We start from the raw sequence: 18,309 nt of genomic DNA, 5'->3' as shown, positions 1-18,309 counted from the left end.
TCAGCCTCCGGCAATAGCTTGAAACAGCAAAATGTCATCCCCGTCCTGCAATAGGCGGTCGTCCCAACTATCACGGGGGATAATGGTTTGATTGACCGCCAGCGCGCTACCCGGCTGGCTGTAGCCCAGTTGAGTTAGCAACTCCTGCACTGTCAGCGGGTTTTCCAGCGCAATCAATTCATCATTGAGTGAAATCTTCACGCGCTGCCTCCGCAAGCCGTGCAATGGCTGGCTTTGCTGAGTTGTAGCGTGCTCCAGCTTTGCTGTTTGCCATCGAAAAGGCGTAATTTGCCACTGAGTGCCGAGGGCAGCCCTGCCAACATCTTGATCGCCTCCAATGCTTGCAAGGTGCCGATGACCCCAACCACTGGCCCTAATACACCGGCGGTGCGGCAGTTGCGCTGTTGTGTCTCTTTGCTGGGATACAAGCAGGCGTAGCAGCCGTGGGTGTAAGGGGGTTCGATAATCAGCAACTGGCCGCTGAAGCCGACGGCACTGCCACTGATTAGTGGTTTGCCCGCTTGCACACAGGCGGCATTCACCTGATGACGGGTTTCCATGTTGTCACAGCAATCAAGCACTAAATCCGCCACCGCGACCGCATCGGTTAAGGTGCTGCCCGTCAGCCGTCTATCAAGAGTGATGGCCTCTATCTGCGGGTTCAAACCCTGCAAGTGGCGCTGAGCCAATTTGGCTTTGCTGTGACCAATATCCGCCGTACGATAGAGTACCTGTCGCTGTAAGTTACTTATTTCTAAGGCATCATCATCTGCCAGCCACAATTTTCCTACGCCAGCGGCGGCGAGATAGAGCGCCGCTGGCGAACCAAGGCCGCCCAGACCGACAATGAGTACACTGGCCTGTTTGAGCTTTTGCTGCCCCTCGGGGCCGAGATCCTCCAGTAGCAACTGGCGGCTATAGCGTAGAAAATCCTGATCACTCAATGCGTTATCATGCATAAGTTGACTCCTTACCTTCCACCAGTTGCAGTAGCTGCGCGGTGGCGTGCTGCCAGTCGGCGGCTTGGGTGATGGCACTGACCACCGCCACACTCCCGACACCGCTGGCGACCACCTGAGGAACACGCGCCAAACTGATACCGCCAATGGCAACCGTGGGATAATCCGGCGTGTTGCTCACCTGGCGCGCTAAGGCCTCCACCCCTTGCGGGGCTGAAGGCATCTGTTTGGTTTGCGTGGGGAAAATATGGCCGAGGGCGATATAGGAGGGGCGCAACTCACGGGCTAGCGCCAACTCCTGCTCATCATGGGTCGATACGCCCAGCCGTAATCCGGCTTGCTGAATCGCCATCAAATCAGCTATCTCGAGATCCTCCTGACCCAGATGCACCCCGTAAGCGCCATGCTTAATCGCCAACCGCCAGTAGTCATTGATAAATAAGCGGGCGTTATAGCGTTTACCCAACTCAATGGCGGCGGCAATATCCTGTTCCACCTCTGTCTCATCTAACTCTTTGATGCGCAATTGGATAGTGGTCACGCCGCTGGCTAATAGCCGGGTTATCCAGAGCAGTGAATCCACCACCGGGTACAGACCCAGCCGGTGTTGAGTGGTAGCAAAGGGGGTATCAGGCTTGTTCATCGTTAACCTCGCTCTGCCGGATACTTTTGCTGTGGTACAACTCACTGCCACGAGAGCGGAATTCGGCCGACATCTGCGCCATACCCGCTTGTTGAATCTGGATAGGTTGCGCCGTGACGGCCGGTTGTTGTGCTGTAGCCAGCTCTTGCGCTGCGGCCTCTTCTTGTGCGGCTGCATAGTCGCGCACTTCTTGCGAGATTTTCATCGAGCAGAATTTTGGCCCACACATGGAGCAGAAGTGGGCCACTTTGCCCGACTCTTGCGGCAGGGTTTCATCGTGATAGGCGCGCGCGGTTTCGGGATCAAGGGCCAGATTGAATTGATCTTCCCAGCGGAATTCAAAACGGGCTTTCGACATGGCGTTATCGCGGATCTGTGCGCCTGGGTGCCCTTTAGCCAGATCGGCGGCATGGGCGGCGATTTTGTAGGTGATTAGCCCCTGTTTTACATCATCTTTATTCGGCAGGCCCAGATGCTCTTTTGGCGTGACGTAACAGAGCATGGCGCAACCAAACCAGCCAATCATTGCCGCCCCAATGCCTGAGGTGAAGTGATCATAACCCGGTGCGATATCTGTGGTGAGTGGCCCCAGGGTATAGAAGGGGGCTTCGTGACAGTGCTCCAACTCCTCGGTCATATTGCGGCGGATCATCTGCATCGGCACATGCCCCGGGCCTTCGATCATCACCTGAACATCATATTCCCAGGCGATCTTGGTTAATTCACCCAGTGTATGCAATTCGGCAAATTGGGCTTCATCATTGGCATCCTGAATAGAACCTGGCCGCAAGCCATCGCCGAGTGATAATGAAACGTCGTAGGCGGCACAAATTTGGCAGATTTCACGGAAATGCTGATACAGGAAGTTCTCCTGATGATGGGACAAGCACCACTTCGCCATGATAGACCCACCACGAGAGACAATACCTGTTAGGCGTTTGGCGGTCATCGGCACATAGCGCAGCAACACACCGGCGTGGATAGTAAAGTAATCAACCCCTTGCTCCGCCTGCTCCAGCAAGGTGTCGCGGAACATCTCCCAGGTCAGATTTTCAGCCACGCCATTCACTTTTTCCAGCGCCTGATAGATGGGCACTGTGCCGATCGGCACCGGGCTGTTACGCAAAATCCATTCACGAGTTTCATGAATATAGCGGCCAGTAGATAAGTCCATCACGGTATCGGCTCCCCAGCGCGTGGACCACACCAGCTTTTCCACCTCCTCTTCGATGGAGGAGGTCACCGCCGAATTGCCGATGTTGGCGTTCACTTTGACCAAAAAGTTGCGACCAATAATCATTGGCTCAGCTTCGGGGTGATTAATATTGGCGGGGATGATGGCGCGGCCTGCGGCAACTTCTTGGCGCACGAATTCTGCTGTGATGTTCTCCGGCAAATTAGCGCCGAAATTCTGCCCAGGATGCTGGTGGCGCAAGACTTCGCCGCGAACTCTTTCTCGCCCCATATTTTCACGCAGGGCGATAAACTCCATTTCTGGTGTGGCAATCCCTGCACGAGCATAGTGCAGTTGGGTGACACACTTGCCCTCAATGGCTTTTTTCGGCTTCGGTAGATGCTCAAAGCGCAGATGATCCAAACCTTCGTCCGCTAAACGCTGCTGGGTAAATCCTGAACTGACCGAGGTGAGGGCCTCGGTATCCTGACGATCCGCTATCCAGCTAGCACGCAGTTTGGGTAGCCCCACATGGACGTCCAGTTTGGCGAGGGGATCACCATAGGGGCCGGAGGTGTCGTAAACCGGAATGGCCTCGTTATCTTCGTAGCGCGGATCGCTCTTGCTGCCGCTGATCAAGGTCGGGCTAAGTTGGATCTCGCGCATCGGCACCTGAATGTCAGGCCGTGAACCTTGCAGGTAGATGCGTTGGGAGTTGGGGAAAGTCACCCCCTGTAAACTATCAATAAACTGTTGGGCCTCTTCGCGCTGCTGTTTGCGCGGGCGTGATGGGTTTTTCGTGGTGGCTGACGTTGTATTATTAGACATAGCAAATTCCTACCAGTGTGGTTTATAGAGCCAATGTGGTGTATAGGGAAAATTGCTTGTCTGGAGCTTGGCGGGAGTAACGATGTTGGCCAGTGACCGGCAGACACCTGTGAAGGGGAAGACCGGGCCTGTAGCGATAAATTACTCTTGTTCCCTTCGCGGGTACTAACCCGATCAGGTTCCGCGGATCCCGAATTAACGGTCTCAGCCTGCATCTGCTTTTAAAAGCCGACGCTAGGCACTCCGACAAGAATCCTCAGTATATGAGGTTGTATTAAAACTACAAGGGCCGACCGTAAGCTATTTTCTTGCCGCACTTTGAGTTTGGGCAGTGCTCCAAATCCTCACGTACTACGTGTGTGCGCACTGTCTGCATCCAAATTGCCTGCGACAATTATGCTTACTATTGATGTATTTGGTTAATTGGCCTGACTTTTTCTATTTTCTGGCTGAGCGGTTTGCCAGGACTCTGCTGCCCACTTAATTAACTGATCTTCTAACTGGAAACGGGCGTCGAGGGCTTCGCCGATATCGGATAACGCCTGTTGGAACTCGGTGCAGCTATCATCGTCATCGATCTCGATGTTGGTATAACGATCGTGGAATAACATGATAGTTTGGGTATTGTTTTTTAACGCAGGGTAAACTTTGGTGGTCAGCGCCATTCTTGGGCTGGACTCGCCTTCTACCTGCTTGATAATTCTGTCGTAGATGTGAAAATGACCAGCTGAGAGATAATCCACCAGGTTATGACAAAAGTTCTCCAGCGCTTTTTCATTAAGCGGGGTATGCTTTTCTTTTCGCGGCTTAATACCGATCACTGTGCAATACGAAACTAAAAGTTCTTTACGCGCATGAAGCCATTGATCAATTAATTCATTACTGCCGCCAACGCGTTGAGTCAAGCTTTCCAGTCGATTGAGCATGAACGACTCCGTGAAGTAATAATGAGTTACAAAAAAGTAACAAGCCAGATTCTAGATTGCCAGTGAAGTCGAGGTTGTGCAACAACGATATGGAACTACAACTTACAGGTAAAGAGAGTGGCTGGTGGGTAGTCAGCCATGAAAACAAACTATGGCTGCCAAAAGGGGAGTTGCCACAAGGCAATGCTGCCAATTGGTCGCTACAGGGCGCAACCGCCAGACAAATTGGTGAATGGCAGGGGCAGGCGGTTTGGCTTATTCGCCAGATCATGCCGACCGACATGGGATCAGTGCGCCAATTACTGGATGTAGATCGCGGTCTGTTCCAACTGGCTGGGCGGGGTGTGCAATTAGCGGAGTTTTATCGCTCCCACCGTTTCTGCGGCTATTGCGGCCATCAAATGCATGCCAGCCGCACCGAATGGGCTTGCCTGTGTAATCACTGCCGTGAACGTTATTATCCGCAAATCGCCCCTTGTGTGATTGTTGCCATTCGCCGTGGTGATGAAATCTTATTGGCGCAGCATGTGCGGCATCGTGGTGGGATTAATACGGTGCTGGCCGGTTTTGTCGAAGTGGGCGAAACATTGGAGCAGGCGGTGTCCCGTGAGGTTTTGGAAGAGAGCAATATTCACATTAAAAATCTGCGCTACGTGACGTCACAACCCTGGCCGTTCCCACATTCGCTCATGGTGGCCTATATGGCGGAGTATGACCACGGCGAACTGCGCCACGATCCGAAAGAGCTGCTCAATGCCGGTTGGTATCGCTACGACCAACTCCCATTACTGCCGCCGCCGGGCACTGTGGCCCGCAGGTTGATTGAAGATACGGTGGTCTTGTGCCGCAGTGAGCAGGAAAGCTGAATCTGGCATGCTACAATGCTGCCAACTAAAAGATGGCCGCCAGGTAATTAAGGGAGCTTCACCATGAATGAATTGAAAAACGATCGCTATCTGCGGGCCTTATTGCGCCAACCGGTTGATATCACACCGGTATGGATGATGCGCCAGGCGGGCCGCTACTTGCCAGAATACAAAGCTACCCGCGCAATTGCCGGTGATTTTATGTCGCTGTGTAAAAACGCGGAGCTGGCCTGTGAAGTGACGATGCAGCCATTGCGTCGTTATCCACTGGATGCAGCGATTCTGTTTTCAGACATTCTAACCATCCCGGATGCCATGGGGCTAGGGCTCTATTTTGAAACCGGCGAAGGCCCGCGCTTCAAATCGCCAATTACCTGCCGCGCCGATGTTGAAAAGTTGCCGATCCCTGATCCTGAACAGGAGTTGGGCTACGTCATGAATGCGGTGCGCACTATTCGTCGTGAGCTGGCAGGGCAAGTGCCGCTGATTGGCTTCTCCGGCAGCCCATGGACGCTGGCGACCTACATGGTCGAGGGCGGTAGCAGCAAGGCCTTCACCAAACTGAAAAAAATGATGTATGCCGAACCACAAACACTGCATCTGTTGCTGGATAAACTGGCCGATAGCGTCATTTTGTATCTCAATGCGCAAATCAGGGCCGGAGCGCAGTCAGTGATGGTTTTTGATACTTGGGGCGGGGTGTTGACAGGCCGCGACTATCTTGAGTTCTCATTGAATTACATGCATAAAATCGTCAATGGCCTGACTCGTGAAAACGAGGGGCGGCGTGTCCCGGTCACCTTGTTTACCAAAGGCGGCGGGCAGTGGCTGGAAGCCATGGCTGCCACCGGCTGTGATGCGCTGGGGCTGGATTGGACCACTGACCTTGCCGATGCGCGTCGCCGTGTGGGTGATAAAGTCGCGCTGCAAGGCAATATGGACCCTTCCATCTTGTATGCACCACCTGCGCGTATTGAGCAAGAAGTCAGCACTATTTTAGCCAGTTTTGGGCAAGGTGAGGGTCATGTGTTTAATCTGGGCCACGGCATTCATCAGGATGTCCCGCCAGAACATGCCGGTGCTTTTGTTAAAGCGGTACATGCGCTATCACGGCCTTATCACCAATAGATTATCTGAATAGGTTGCCAGATGATTGACACTAAAGCGCTACGGGCAGAGCAACAACAGCGGGCATCTGAGGTGATACTGCAAGATGACCCGGTTCTGGCGGGGGGTGTTAACCCGCCAGTGCGCTTTATTGCTGGCGCTGATGTGGGTTTTGAGCAGCAGGGGGAGGTGACCCGTGCTGCTATCGCGATTTTGCGCTATCCCTCGCTCGAGCTGGTGGAGTATCAGATTGCACGGGTAGAAACTTCACTGCCGTATATCCCCGGTTTACTCTCTTTTCGTGAATACCCTGCATTATTAGCCGCTTGGGCGCAGCTCCAGCAACGGCCTGAACTGGTTTTTGTTGATGGGCAGGGTATCGCGCATCCACGCCGTTTAGGGGTTGCCAGCCATTTTGGTCTGTTAGTGGATGTGCCCACCATTGGTGTCGCCAAAAGCCGCCTATGTGGGCATTTTCAGCCGCTGGAGAGCGCTAACGGCGCAGTACAACCTCTAATTGACGGCGATGAACAACTTGGTTGGGTATGGCGCAGTAAAACTCGCTGCAACCCGCTGTTTATTTCGCCGGGGCATCGGGTGAGTGTGGCGAGCGCATTGACGTGGGTTCAGCGCTGCATGGCGGGTTACCGCTTGCCAGAACCCACTCGCTGGGCGGATGCTATCGCCTCAAACCGCCCGCAATTTCAACGTTGGGTGCGGAAAACTCCTGATTTGCTTGGCAACAATAGGGATATGATTTAATTTCGGGTACACTGCCGCGCAGATAATGAATAATGAGAACTCATCATGATACGTAATCCGATTCATCTACGTCTCGAAAAGCTGGAAAGCTGGCAACACCTGACTTTCATGGCTTGTTTGTGCGAACGGATGTATCCCAACTATCAGCAATTTTGTCTGGAAACAGAGTTTGGCGATCCGGCGGTTTACCGGCGCATTCTGGACCTTATCTGGGAAACGTTGGTTGTAAAAGACGCTAAAGTGAATTTTGATAGTCAGTTGGAGAAGTTGGAAGAGGCAATTCCTTCAGCTGATGACTATGCTATCTACGGTGTTTATCCGGCCATCGATGCGTGTATCGCCTTAAGTGAGGCGATACATTCGCGTTTGAGTGGGGAGACACTGGAACATGCCATCGCGATCAGCGAAGCATCCATTCGCACTGTTGCCATGTTGGAAATGACACTGGCTGGCAAAGAAATGACCGATGAAGAGCTAAAAATCTTACCCGCAGTCGAAGAGGAGTGGGACATCCAATGGGAGATTTTCCGCCTCTTGGCTGACTGTGAAGAGCGCGACCTGGATTTGATAAAAGGGTTACGATCTGACCTGCGGGAAGCGGCTGTTAGCAACATTGGCATAAATTTAACGCAATAAGGCAAGAAAACGTGATTTAACGCCTGATTTGTCACGTCTTAAGGCTTCACATCTGCCCCCTGTCTGTTCTACATTTGGGGGGCGAAAAAAAGTGGCTATCGGTGCGTGTATGCAGGAGAGTGCTGTCATTTGGCATATCCGTCGCACTTGATGCTTTGCAAACGATAAACACACTGTAAGGATAACTTATGAATAAGACTCAACTGATTGACGTAATCGCGGACAAAGCGGACCTTTCTAAAGCTCAAGCTAAAGCTGCTTTGGAGTCCACACTGGCTGCAATTACCGAATCTCTGAAAGACGGTGATCCAGTACAATTGGTTGGTTTCGGTACTTTTAAAGTAAACCATCGTAATGAGCGCACTGGCCGCAACCCACAGACTGGTAAAGAAATCAAAATTGCTGCAGCTAATGTGCCAGCGTTTGTTTCTGGTAAAGCACTGAAAGATTCTGTTAAATCTTAATAGTGTGTCAGTGAAAATAATAAGCAGGGGGGTGGCAAAGCCCCTTTTGTTTATGCAGCGGGTGCTGATGACCCTCGGTTTAGCCTTTGGTCTCAGCGCCTGTAGCAGTCAGTCAAACTCCCCCCAATTCAGTGCCAGCGGATACATCGCCGACAGCGGCGTAGTGCGTCTATGGCGTCAGGATAATGCGCAACAGCAGCCACAGGTGTTGATGAGCGTCTATAGCCCCTACTCCGGGGACAATACCCGCGTTACCTTCTATCAATACCAAAATGGTATTTTGCATGAAATTCGTCGTAACGATTTAGGCCATAACCCACAGAGCATCGAGCTGCGTTTCGATGAGCAGGGGCAGGTGAGCTTTATGCAGCGCCAATTGGCCGAGCGTCGTGAGCAGCTCTCAACCGATGAGATTGCGGTTTACCAGTTGGAAGCGAAACGTATTCTGGAGCTGAGCAGCGCACTGCGCGCCGGAAACGTCAGATTAACTCAGGGGCATTGGCAGGATGGTATCGTCACCAGCTGTGCCGGAAAAACATTACGGCTGAATCTCGATGATAACTCGCAGAGATGGTTGAGCCAGCGGGGCGGGAAGAGTGCGCAACCCTTAGGTGTCGCGTGGCTGGACTCACCGGAAGGTCAACAGCTGTTGCTGGCTGCCAATCAGGATTTCTGCCGCTGGGAACCGAGCGCCGGCAGTTTATAACATCTGAAATGTAAAATGGGCACAGCGAACCGTGCCCATCGAAAGTATTGACTGCTAGCTAGTTGTTTATCACGGTCTGGTTATTTGCCACGAGCAATCGCCCGATAGCCAATATCTTTGCGGCAGAAACTGCCTTCCCAATGAATATCCGCCGCTAACTGATAAGCGCGCTGCTGTGCCTTGGCGACGGTGTCCCCCAGTGCGGTTACGCACAATACCCGCCCGCCGCTGGTCACCACCTGATTATCACCATTCAACTGCGTACCGGCATGGAATACTTTTCCGTCGGCCACTTCTTGCTGCGGCAATCCTTGGATAACATCGCCCTGGCGATAATCTGCCGGATAACCGCCCGCTGCCAGCACCACACCCAGTGAAGGGCGATCATCCCAGTCAGAGGTTTTCTCATTTAGCTTGCCTTGCGCACCCGCCAAACAGAGCTCGACCAGATCAGAGCGCATCCGCAGCATGATAGGTTGTGTTTCTGGATCACCAAAGCGACAGTTGAATTCGATAACTTTCGGTTGCCCATCGGCTGAAATCATCAAGCCTGCGTATAGAAAGCCGGTATAGACACTCCCTTCCGCCGCCATGCCGCGCACGGTTGGCCAGATAATCTGATCCATCACGCGCTGGTGGATCTCATCTGTTACCACGGGGGCCGGTGAGTAAGCCCCCATCCCGCCAGTATTCGGGCCGGTATCGCCATCACCGACGCGTTTATGATCCTGGCTGGTGGCCATTGGCAGCACATTCTTGCCATCAACCATCACGATAAAGCTGGCTTCTTCGCCGTCGAGGAACTCTTCCACCACGATACGGTGGCCAGCATCACCAAAAGCATTACCTGCCAACATGTCGTGAACGGCAGTTTCCGCCTCTTCCAACGTCATGGCGACAATCACGCCTTTACCTGCTGCCAGTCCGTCAGCCTTAATCACAATTGGTGCGCCAATCTTGCGAACATAAGCCAGCGCGGGTTCGACCTCAGTGAAATTCTGGTAGAACGCGGTTGGGATATGGTGGCGCGCCAGGAAATCTTTGGTGAACGCTTTGGAGCCTTCCAACTGAGCTGCCGCTTGCGTTGGGCCGAAGATAGTCAGACCCGCGTCACGGAATGCATCCACCACGCCAATCACTAACGGTGCTTCCGGGCCAACAATGGTCAGGCCGATATCGTGGCTTTGAGCAAAGGCCAGCAAGCCTGCAATATCTGTCGCGGCGATAGCCACGTTTTCTAATCGAGGTTCCAGCGCCGTACCGGCATTGCCCGGCGCGACATAGATTTTATCCGCTAAAGGCGATTGCGCGGCTTTCCAGCCTAGTGCGTGTTCGCGCCCACCGTTACCAATAATCAAAATATTCATCGGGTGACTCCGTTAAGCGGTTTAATTAATGACGGAAATGACGCATGTCAGTAAAGATCATCGCGATGTTGTGTTCATCTGCGGCAGCAATCACTTCGTCATCGCGGATAGAACCACCCGGCTGGATCACGCAAGTGATGCCAACGGCAGCGGCGGCATCAATGCCATCACGGAACGGGAAGAAGGCATCAGACGCCATGGCGGAGCCGGCAACCTGTAAACCTTCGTCGGCGGCTTTGATCCCGGCAATCTTGGCAGAGTAAACACGGCTCATCTGGCCTGCGCCTATCCCTATGGTCATATTATCGCGGGCATAAACAATGGCATTGGATTTAACGAACTTAGCCACTTTCCAGCAGAACAGCGCATCACGCAGCTCTTGCGCGGTTGGCTGGCGTTTAGACACCACGCGCAGATCCGCTTCTGTCACCATACCTAAATCACGATCTTGTACCAGCAAACCGCCATTCACACGTTTGAAATCCAGACCGGCAGAGCGCGCCTGCCACTGACCACAGATCAACACACGCACGTTTTGTTTGGCAGCCAGAACACTCAGGGCATCGGCGCTGACACTTGGCGCGATAATCACCTCCACAAACTGGCGGCTGATGATCGCCTGAGCGGTAGCGGCATCTAACTCACGGTTAAAAGCAATAATGCCGCCGAAAGCAGAGGTAGGGTCAGTTTTGTATGCGCTTTCGTAAGCGGCAAGAGTGGAGTCACCAATCGCTACGCCACAAGGGTTAGCGTGTTTGACTATCACACAGGCAGGTTCGCTGAACTCCTTCACACACTCAAGTGCGGCATCAGTATCGGCGATGTTGTTATAAGAGAGCGACTTACCTTGCAGCTGCTCTGCGGTAGCGACGGAAGCTTCTTTCAGATTCTCTTCTATATAGAAGGCAGCTTGCTGGTGGCTGTTTTCACCGTAACGCATATCCTGCTTCTTAATATAGTTAAGATTCAGGGTTCGCGGGAAGTGACCTGCGGGCTGCTCGGTCTCGCCGTGGTACGCCGGAACCATAGTGCCAAAGTAGTTGGCGATCATGCTGTCGTAGGCAGCGGTATGCTCGAATGCTTTAATCGCCAGATTGAAGCGGGTTGGGTAGGTCAGCGAGCCGTCATTATTATCCAGCTCGGTAATGATAGCGGCATAGTCACTGCTCTTCACCACGATGGCGACATCTTTATGATTCTTCGCCGCAGAGCGCACCATGGTTGGCCCGCCGATATCAATATTCTCAACGGCATCTTCCAGTGAACAATCTGGACGCGCCACGGTTTCAGCAAAAGGATACAGATTGACGACCACCATATCGATCGGCTGAATATCATGTTCAGTCATGATGGCATCGTCTTGACCACGGCGACCGAGAATACCGCCATGGATTTTTGGATGCAGAGTCTTAACGCGGCCATCCATCATTTCCGGGAAACCGGTGTAATCAGAAACTTCGGTGACCAGCAGGCCAGCATCGGCCAACAGGCGGGCAGTCCCACCGGTGGAGAGTAACTCGATGCCACGCTGAGAAAGCGCTGCGGCAAATTCAATGATACCCGCTTTATCAGACACACTAAGCAGAGCACGGCGGATTGGACGGCGTTGTTGCATGGTTTTATCCCTTGGCTTTGGAATCGCAGTTTTTCATTCGCTATAAATAGAGCGTTACGTGAATCTCTACCTGGTACTTCTCTCTATATAGAGGAACAGATTCAGATAACGTCCCGAAAAGAGGACTGCCAGCCTGTCGTTAGAGCCTTGCTGGCTAGGATAAACGGAAAAACCCGCTTAATTTGGGCCTGACTGGCACTATTTTGATAAAAATCGATCCGCAAAGGCGATATTTGATGAATACCGCTCTGCAATTTCGACGCGGGGAATTGTAGCGAAAACGATTGCGTGATGCTCGTCAATTTTCAGTTCAGATCACATCTGTGGATAAGTTTGTGCACAACAGGGTATAAAGCGGGGTTTTGCTGTGGAATGCAGCAAACGATCATTTTTATTGAAATTAGCAGTTGCGGCCTGCGCGGAACTCCCTATAATGCGCATCCATCGAGACGGCACACAACGAATCAAGTAGTTAAGTGACCGGCAAAGAGAACAGAGAAATTCAACGAAATAAGTAGTTGACTCTGAGTGAGGAAAGCGTAATATGCGCACCTCGAGTTACTGACCGGAAGGTTGCTAACTCACTGCTCTTTAACAATTTATCAGACAATCTGTGTGGGCACTCGCAAGACGATATCGAAGCCTGTTTCGGCAGGCAGAAGCAATATCAAAGTCTTGAAGAGTGACCAAAGCAGTACACATTTGAACTTCGGTTCGAATGCATATTTGCAGAAAGTAATCTTTGAGCATCGCTGCTTTCATTAGCAGCAAATCAAACAAATCTTAAATTGAAGAGTTTGATCATGGCTCAGATTGAACGCTGGCGGCAGGCCTAACACATGCAAGTCGAGCGGCAGCGGGAAGTAGTTTACTACTTTGCCGGCGAGCGGCGGACGGGTGAGTAATGTCTGGGGATCTGCCTGATGGAGGGGGATAACTACTGGAAACGGTAGCTAATACCGCATGACCTCGTAAGAGCAAAGTGGGGGACCTTCGGGCCTCACGCCATCGGATGAACCCAGATGGGATTAGCTAGTAGGTGGGGTAATGGCTCACCTAGGCGACGATCCCTAGCTGGTCTGAGAGGATGACCAGCCACACTGGAACTGAGACACGGTCCAGACTCCTACGGGAGGCAGCAGTGGGGAATATTGCACAATGGGCGCAAGCCTGATGCAGCCATGCCGCGTGTGTGAAGAAGGCCTTCGGGTTGTAAAGCACTTTCAGCGAGGAGGAAGGCAGTCGTGTTAATAGCACGATTGATTGACGTTACTCGCAGAAGAAGCACCGGCTAACTCCGTGCCAGCAGCCGCGGTAATACGGAGGGTGCAAGCGTTAATCGGAATTACTGGGCGTAAAGCGCACGCAGGCGGTTTGTTAAGTCAGATGTGAAATCCCCGCGCTTAACGTGGGAACTGCATTTGAAACTGGCAAGCTAGAGTCTTGTAGAGGGGGGTAGAATTCCAGGTGTAGCGGTGAAATGCGTAGAGATCTGGAGGAATACCGGTGGCGAAGGCGGCCCCCTGGACAAAGACTGACGCTCAGGTGCGAAAGCGTGGGGAGCAAACAGGATTAGATACCCTGGTAGTCCACGCTGTAAACGATGTCGACTTGGAGGTTGTGCCCTTGAGGCGTGGCTTCCGGAGCTAACGCGTTAAGTCGACCGCCTGGGGAGTACGGCCGCAAGGTTAAAACTCAAATGAATTGACGGGGGCCCGCACAAGCGGTGGAGCATGTGGTTTAATTCGATGCAACGCGAAGAACCTTACCTACTCTTGACATCCACGGAATTTAGCAGAGATGCTTTAGTGCCTTCGGGAACCGTGAGACAGGTGCTGCATGGCTGTCGTCAGCTCGTGTTGTGAAATGTTGGGTTAAGTCCCGCAACGAGCGCAACCCTTATCCTTTGTTGCCAGCACGTAATGGTGGGAACTCAAGGGAGACTGCCGGTGACAAACCGGAGGAAGGTGGGGATGACGTCAAGTCATCATGGCCCTTACGAGTAGGGCTACACACGTGCTACAATGGCAGATACAAAGTGAAGCGAACTCGCGAGAGCAAGCGGACCACATAAAGTCTGTCGTAGTCCGGATTGGAGTCTGCAACTCGACTCCATGAAGTCGGAATCGCTAGTAATCGTAGATCAGAATGCTACGGTGAATACGTTCCCGGGCCTTGTACACACCGCCCGTCACACCATGGGAGTGGGTTGCAAAAGAAGTAGGTAGCTTAACCTTCGGGAGGGCGCTTACCACTTTGTGATTCATGACTGGGGTGAAGTCGTAACAAGGTAACCGTAGGGGAACCTGCGGTTGGATCACCTCCTTACCTCACGATACGCATTGCGCAGTGTCCACACAGATTGTCTGATGAATGTAATGAGCAAGGTAACCTGCTGTAGATGGGTGAGACGCGCACCGCAAAATCGAGTGTTGACTGCATCAGTCGCTCGGATTTGCAGGCAAATTCTCGCCTCTACACGAAATTCTCGAAGCAGTGCTTCGAGAGTCAAATTTCGTGTCCCCATCGTCTAGAGGCCTAGGACACTGCCCTTTCACGGCTGTAACAGGGGTTCGAATCCCCTTGGGGACGCCAATCCGATAATGTGTGAAAGACATTATCAACCGGTTCTTTATGAACTAAAAAATAACTTAAAGATGACTTTAACGAGTCGTGTTTAAGATATTGCTCTTTAACAATCTGGAACAAGCTGAAAATTGAAACAATACAGCTGAAACTTATCTCTCCGTAGATGTACTGAGATAAGGAGTAGCCTGTATTAGAGTCTCTCAAATAATCGCAACGCAAAGGGTCTGCAAAGACACCTTCGGGTTGTGAGGTTAAGCGACTAAGCGTACACGGTGGATGCCTAGGCAGTCAGAGGCGATGAAGGGCGTGCTAATCTGCGAAAAGCGTCGGTAAGCTGATATGAAGCGTTACAACCGACGATACCCGAATGGGGAAACCCAGTGCAATTCGTTGCACTATTGCATGGTGAATACATAGCCATGCAAGGCGAACCGGGGGAACTGAAACATCTAAGTACCCCGAGGAAAAGAAATCAACCGAGATTCCCCCAGTAGCGGCGAGCGAACGGGGAAGAGCCCAGAGTCTGAATCAGTTTATGTGTTAGTGGAAGCGTCTGGAAAGTCGCACGGTACAGGGTGATAGTCCCGTACACAAAAATGCATATTCTGTGAACTCGATGAGTAGGGCGGGACACGTGACATCCTGTCTGAATATGGGGGGACCATCCTCCAAGGCTAAATACTCCTGACTGACCGATAGTGAACCAGTACCGTGAGGGAAAGGCGAAAAGAACCCCGGCGAGGGGAGTGAAATAGAACCTGAAACCGTGTACGTACAAGCAGTGGGAGCACCTTCGTGGTGTGACTGCGTACCTTTTGTATAATGGGTCAGCGACTTATATTTTGTAGCAAGGTTAACCGAATAGGGGAGCCGTAGGGAAACCGAGTCTTAACTGGGCGTCTAGTTGCAAGGTATAGACCCGAAACCCGGTGATCTAGCCATGGGCAGGTTGAAGGTTGGGTAACACTAACTGGAGGACCGAACCGACTAATGTTGAAAAATTAGCGGATGACTTGTGGCTGGGGGTGAAAGGCCAATCAAACCGGGAGATAGCTGGTTCTCCCCGAAAGCTATTTAGGTAGCGCCTCGTGAACTCATCTTCGGGGGTAGAGCACTGTTTCGGCTAGGGGGTCATCCCGACTTACCAAACCGATGCAAACTCCGAATACCGAAGAATGTTATCACGGGAGACACACGGCGGGTGCTAACGTCCGTCGTGAAGAGGGAAACAACCCAGACCGCCAGCTAAGGTCCCAAAGTCATGGTTAAGTGGGAAACGATGTGGGAAGGCACAGACAGCCAGGATGTTGGCTTAGAAGCAGCCATCATTTAAAGAAAGCGTAATAGCTCACTGGTCGAGTCGGCCTGCGCGGAAGATGTAACGGGGCTAAACCATGCACCGAAGCTGCGGCAGCGACACTTAGGTGTTGTTGGGTAGGGGAGCGTTCTGTAAGCCGTTGAAGGTGACCTGTGAGGGTTGCTGGAGGTATCAGAAGTGCGAATGCTGACATAAGTAACGATAATGCGGGTGAAAAACCCGCACGCCGGAAGACCAAGGGTTCCTGTCCAACGTTAATCGGGGCAGGGTGAGTCGACCCCTAAGGCGAGGCTGAAAAGCGTAGTCGATGGGAAACAGGTTAATATTCCTGTACTTGGTGTTACTGCGAAGGGGGGACGGAGAAGGCTAGGCTAGCCGGGCGACGGTTGTCCCGGTTTAAGCATGTAGGCGGAGTGACCAGGTAAATCCGGTTGCTTATCAACGCTGAGGTGTGATGACGAGCCACTACGGTGGTGAAGTAGTTGATGCCAAGCTTCCAGGAAAAGCCTCTAAGCATCAGGTAACATTAAATCGTACCCCAAACCGACACAGGTGGTCAGGTAGAGAATACTCAGGCGCTTGAGAGAACTCGGGTGAAGGAACTAGGCAAAATGGTGCCGTAACTTCGGGAGAAGGCACGCTGGCGCTAGGTGAAGAGACTTGCTCTCAGAGCTGAAGCCAGTCGCAGATACCAGCTGGCTGCAACTGTTTAATAAAAACACAGCACTGTGCAAACACGAAAGTGGACGTATACGGTGTGACGCCTGCCCGGTGCTGGAAGGTTAATTGATGGGGTCAGCCGCAAGGCGAAGCTCTTGATCGAAGCCCCAGTAAACGGCGGCCGTAACTATAACGGTCCTAAGGTAGCGAAATTCCTTGTCGGGTAAGTTCCGACCTGCACGAATGGCGTAATGATGGCCAGGCTGTCTCCACCCGAGACTCAGTGAAATTGAACTCGCTGTGAAGATGCAGTGTACCCGCGGCAAGACGGAAAGACCCCGTGAACCTTTACTATAGCTTGACACTGAACATTGAGCCTTGATGTGTAGGATAGGTGGGAGGCATTGAAGTGTGGACGCCAGTCTGCATGGAGCCAACCTTGAAATACCACCCTTTAATGTTTGATGTTCTAACTCGGCCCCGTAATCCGGGGTGAGGACAGTGTCTGGTGGGTAGTTTGACTGGGGCGGTCTCCTCCCAAAGAGTAACGGAGGAGCACGAAGGTTAGCTAATCACGGTCGGACATCGTGAGGTTAGTGCAAAGGCATAAGCTAGCTTGACTGCGAGAGTGACGGCTCGAGCAGGTACGAAAGTAGGTCTTAGTGATCCGGTGGTTCTGAATGGAAGGGCCATCGCTCAACGGATAAAAGGTACTCCGGGGATAACAGGCTGATACCGCCCAAGAGTTCATATCGACGGCGGTGTTTGGCACCTCGATGTCGGCTCATCACATCCTGGGGCTGAAGTAGGTCCCAAGGGTATGGCTGTTCGCCATTTAAAGTGGTACGCGAGCTGGGTTTAGAACGTCGTGAGACAGTTCGGTCCCTATCTGCCGTGGGCGTTGGAAGATTGAGAGGGGCTGCTCCTAGTACGAGAGGACCGGAGTGGACGAATCACTGGTGTTCGGGTTGTCATGCCAATGGCATTGCCCGGTAGCTAAATTCGGAAGAGATAACCGCTGAAAGCATCTAAGCGGGAAACTTGCCTCGAGATGAGTCTTCCCTGGGGCTTTAAGCCCCCTGAAGGAACGTTAAAGACTATGACGTTGATAGGCTGGGTGTGTAAGTGCAGCGATGCATTGAGCTAACCAGTACTAATGATCCGTGAGGCTTAACCTTACAACACCAAAGGTGTTTTGGTGATTTGAGAGAGAGAGATTTTCAGCGAAGTTCCGAGATTGGGCTGACTGGCTGCACGATATATTATTGTGAAGCGGGTGAGTTAAAACAGAATTTGCCTGGCGGCCATAGCGCGGTGGTCCCACCTGATCCCATGCCGAACTCAGAAGTGAAACGCCGTAGCGCCGATGGTAGTGTGGGGTCTCCCCATGCGAGAGTAGGACACTGCCAGGCATCAAATTTAGCGTGCTGATATGGCTCAGTTGGTAGAGCGCACCCTTGGTAAGGGTGAGGTCCCCAGTTCGACTCTGGGTATCAGCACCAGTTACATGGGTTTAAAAGTTCGGTAGTTGTAGAAAAGAATTTACCTGGCGGCAATAGCGCGGTGGTCCCACCTGACCCCATGCCGAACTCAGAAGTGAAACGCCGTAGCGCCGATGGTAGTGTGGGGTCTCCCCATGCGAGAGTAGGACACTGCCAGGTATCAAATCAAGCAAAGACCCCATGCCAA

Annotated in this window: 13 protein-coding genes, 2 tRNA genes, 4 rRNA genes and 1 riboswitch; of the genes, 12 read left to right on the top strand and 7 right to left on the bottom strand. The window is 52.4% G+C overall.

The genetic code is table 11. From position 1 onward, the window contains the following. The 5 genes from thiS to HRK25_RS04670 all read right to left on the bottom strand — a co-directional run bounded on the left by thiS (position 1) and on the right by HRK25_RS04670 (position 4,530). On the bottom strand, positions 1–201 hold the full coding sequence (gene thiS / locus HRK25_RS04690) for a sulfur carrier protein ThiS (protein WP_032898576.1): 201 nt from the start codon (positions 199–201) through the stop codon (positions 1–3). Next, a complete protein-coding gene (locus HRK25_RS04685) occupies positions 198–959 on the bottom strand; it encodes a HesA/MoeB/ThiF family protein (protein ID WP_032898577.1) in 762 nt (253 codons plus the stop codon). The genes thiS and HRK25_RS04685 overlap by 4 nt, the downstream gene beginning before the upstream one ends. Continuing rightward, complete coding sequence (gene thiE / locus HRK25_RS04680) at positions 952–1,602, bottom strand: thiamine phosphate synthase (protein ID WP_032898578.1); 651 nt, start codon at positions 1,600–1,602, stop codon at positions 952–954. Before thiE ends, HRK25_RS04685 begins: the two co-directional genes overlap by 8 nt. Then, on the bottom strand, positions 1,589–3,604 hold the full coding sequence (gene thiC, locus HRK25_RS04675; RefSeq protein ID WP_005277576.1) for a phosphomethylpyrimidine synthase ThiC: 2,016 nt from the start codon (positions 3,602–3,604) through the stop codon (positions 1,589–1,591). Before thiC ends, thiE begins: the two co-directional genes overlap by 14 nt. A gap of 134 nt (positions 3,605–3,738) precedes the next feature. Beyond that, a riboswitch (TPP riboswitch) is annotated at positions 3,739–3,860 on the bottom strand. Positions 3,861–4,023: 163 nt separating this feature from the next. Further along, positions 4,024–4,530 carry an Rsd/AlgQ family anti-sigma factor gene (locus HRK25_RS04670; protein ID WP_005277578.1) on the bottom strand — a complete coding sequence of 169 codons (507 nt, stop codon included), beginning with the start codon at positions 4,528–4,530 and terminating at the stop codon, positions 4,024–4,026. A gap of 89 nt (positions 4,531–4,619) precedes the next feature. Here HRK25_RS04670 and nudC point away from each other — a divergent pair, with 89 nt between their 5' ends. The 6 genes from nudC (at position 4,620) to HRK25_RS04640 (ending at position 9,071) form a co-directional block, all read left to right on the top strand. Then, positions 4,620–5,396 (top strand): NAD(+) diphosphatase, encoded by a 777-nt coding sequence (gene nudC / locus HRK25_RS04665; RefSeq protein WP_005277579.1) that lies wholly within the window; start codon positions 4,620–4,622, stop codon positions 5,394–5,396. A 63-nt stretch (positions 5,397–5,459) separates the two neighbouring features. Beyond that, on the top strand, positions 5,460–6,524 hold the full coding sequence (gene hemE, locus HRK25_RS04660; protein ID WP_005277581.1) for a uroporphyrinogen decarboxylase: 1,065 nt from the start codon (positions 5,460–5,462) through the stop codon (positions 6,522–6,524). A gap of 21 nt (positions 6,525–6,545) precedes the next feature. Next, positions 6,546–7,265 (top strand): deoxyribonuclease V, encoded by a 720-nt coding sequence (gene nfi / locus HRK25_RS04655; protein ID WP_005277583.1) that lies wholly within the window; start codon positions 6,546–6,548, stop codon positions 7,263–7,265. Between the two features lie 45 nt (positions 7,266–7,310). Then, positions 7,311–7,901: a YjaG family protein gene (locus HRK25_RS04650; RefSeq protein WP_032898579.1), complete on the top strand. Its 591-nt coding sequence runs from the start codon at positions 7,311–7,313 to the stop codon at positions 7,899–7,901. Between the two features lie 188 nt (positions 7,902–8,089). Continuing rightward, positions 8,090–8,365, top strand: coding sequence for a nucleoid-associated protein HU-alpha (gene hupA / locus HRK25_RS04645; protein ID WP_004876782.1), 276 nt, complete (start codon positions 8,090–8,092; stop codon positions 8,363–8,365). A gap of 52 nt (positions 8,366–8,417) precedes the next feature. Beyond that, on the top strand, positions 8,418–9,071 hold the full coding sequence (locus HRK25_RS04640) for a DUF1481 domain-containing protein (RefSeq protein ID WP_005277588.1): 654 nt from the start codon (positions 8,418–8,420) through the stop codon (positions 9,069–9,071). An 80-nt stretch (positions 9,072–9,151) separates the two neighbouring features. On the opposite strand, the gene purD is transcribed toward HRK25_RS04640, so the two are convergent. Together purD and purH are read right to left on the bottom strand one after the other, a co-directional pair. Then, complete coding sequence (purD, locus tag HRK25_RS04635; protein WP_005277590.1) at positions 9,152–10,438, bottom strand: phosphoribosylamine--glycine ligase; 1,287 nt, start codon at positions 10,436–10,438, stop codon at positions 9,152–9,154. A gap of 25 nt (positions 10,439–10,463) precedes the next feature. Further along, the gene (purH, locus tag HRK25_RS04630; protein WP_032898580.1) at positions 10,464–12,053 is read right to left on the bottom strand and encodes a bifunctional phosphoribosylaminoimidazolecarboxamide formyltransferase/IMP cyclohydrolase; all 1,590 of its coding nucleotides are present in this window, start codon (positions 12,051–12,053) and stop codon (positions 10,464–10,466) included. A 785-nt stretch (positions 12,054–12,838) separates the two neighbouring features. Between purH and HRK25_RS04625 the strand changes: the two genes are divergently transcribed. The 6 genes from HRK25_RS04625 to rrf (HRK25_RS04600) all read left to right on the top strand — a co-directional run bounded on the left by HRK25_RS04625 (position 12,839) and on the right by rrf (HRK25_RS04600) (position 18,281). Further along, positions 12,839–14,381: ribosomal RNA gene (locus HRK25_RS04625) — 16S ribosomal RNA — on the top strand. A 191-nt stretch (positions 14,382–14,572) separates the two neighbouring features. Beyond that, positions 14,573–14,648: transfer RNA gene (locus HRK25_RS04620), tRNA-Glu, on the top strand. A gap of 243 nt (positions 14,649–14,891) precedes the next feature. Continuing rightward, a 23S ribosomal RNA gene (locus HRK25_RS04615) occupies positions 14,892–17,798 on the top strand. A gap of 118 nt (positions 17,799–17,916) precedes the next feature. After that, positions 17,917–18,032, top strand: a 5S ribosomal RNA gene (gene rrf, locus HRK25_RS04610). Between the two features lie 14 nt (positions 18,033–18,046). Further along, positions 18,047–18,122, top strand: a tRNA-Thr gene (locus HRK25_RS04605). A gap of 43 nt (positions 18,123–18,165) precedes the next feature. Next, positions 18,166–18,281 (top strand): 5S ribosomal RNA (gene rrf, locus HRK25_RS04600). Together the 16S, 23S and 5S rRNA genes with 2 tRNA genes alongside form the textbook arrangement of a ribosomal RNA operon. Positions 18,282–18,309: the final 28 nt, after the last annotated feature.

This window comes from Yersinia bercovieri ATCC 43970 (assembly GCF_013282745.1).
Taxonomy (GTDB): Bacteria; Pseudomonadota; Gammaproteobacteria; order Enterobacterales; family Enterobacteriaceae; genus Yersinia; species Yersinia bercovieri.
This window is presented reverse-complemented; position numbering and strand designations above follow the sequence as displayed.

Bases quoted from the DNA above. Each gene is read 5' to 3' on its own strand.
- HRK25_RS04685 (WP_032898577.1), bottom strand. From the start codon at position 959: ATGCATGATAACGCATTGAGTGATCAGGATTTTCTACGCTATAGCCGC.
- thiE (WP_032898578.1), bottom strand. From the start codon at position 1,602: ATGAACAAGCCTGATACCCCCTTTGCTACCACTCAACACCGGCTGGGT.
- thiC (WP_005277576.1), bottom strand. From the start codon at position 3,604: ATGTCTAATAATACAACGTCAGCCACCACGAAAAACCCATCACGCCCG.
- HRK25_RS04670 (WP_005277578.1), bottom strand. From the start codon at position 4,530: ATGCTCAATCGACTGGAAAGCTTGACTCAACGCGTTGGCGGCAGTAAT.
- nudC (WP_005277579.1), top strand. From the start codon at position 4,620: ATGGAACTACAACTTACAGGTAAAGAGAGTGGCTGGTGGGTAGTCAGC.
- hemE (WP_005277581.1), top strand. From the start codon at position 5,460: ATGAATGAATTGAAAAACGATCGCTATCTGCGGGCCTTATTGCGCCAA.
- nfi (WP_005277583.1), top strand. From the start codon at position 6,546: ATGATTGACACTAAAGCGCTACGGGCAGAGCAACAACAGCGGGCATCT.
- HRK25_RS04650 (WP_032898579.1), top strand. From the start codon at position 7,311: ATGATACGTAATCCGATTCATCTACGTCTCGAAAAGCTGGAAAGCTGG.
- hupA (WP_004876782.1), top strand. From the start codon at position 8,090: ATGAATAAGACTCAACTGATTGACGTAATCGCGGACAAAGCGGACCTT.
- HRK25_RS04640 (WP_005277588.1), top strand. From the start codon at position 8,418: ATGCAGCGGGTGCTGATGACCCTCGGTTTAGCCTTTGGTCTCAGCGCC.
- purD (WP_005277590.1), bottom strand. From the start codon at position 10,438: ATGAATATTTTGATTATTGGTAACGGTGGGCGCGAACACGCACTAGGC.
- purH (WP_032898580.1), bottom strand. From the start codon at position 12,053: ATGCAACAACGCCGTCCAATCCGCCGTGCTCTGCTTAGTGTGTCTGAT.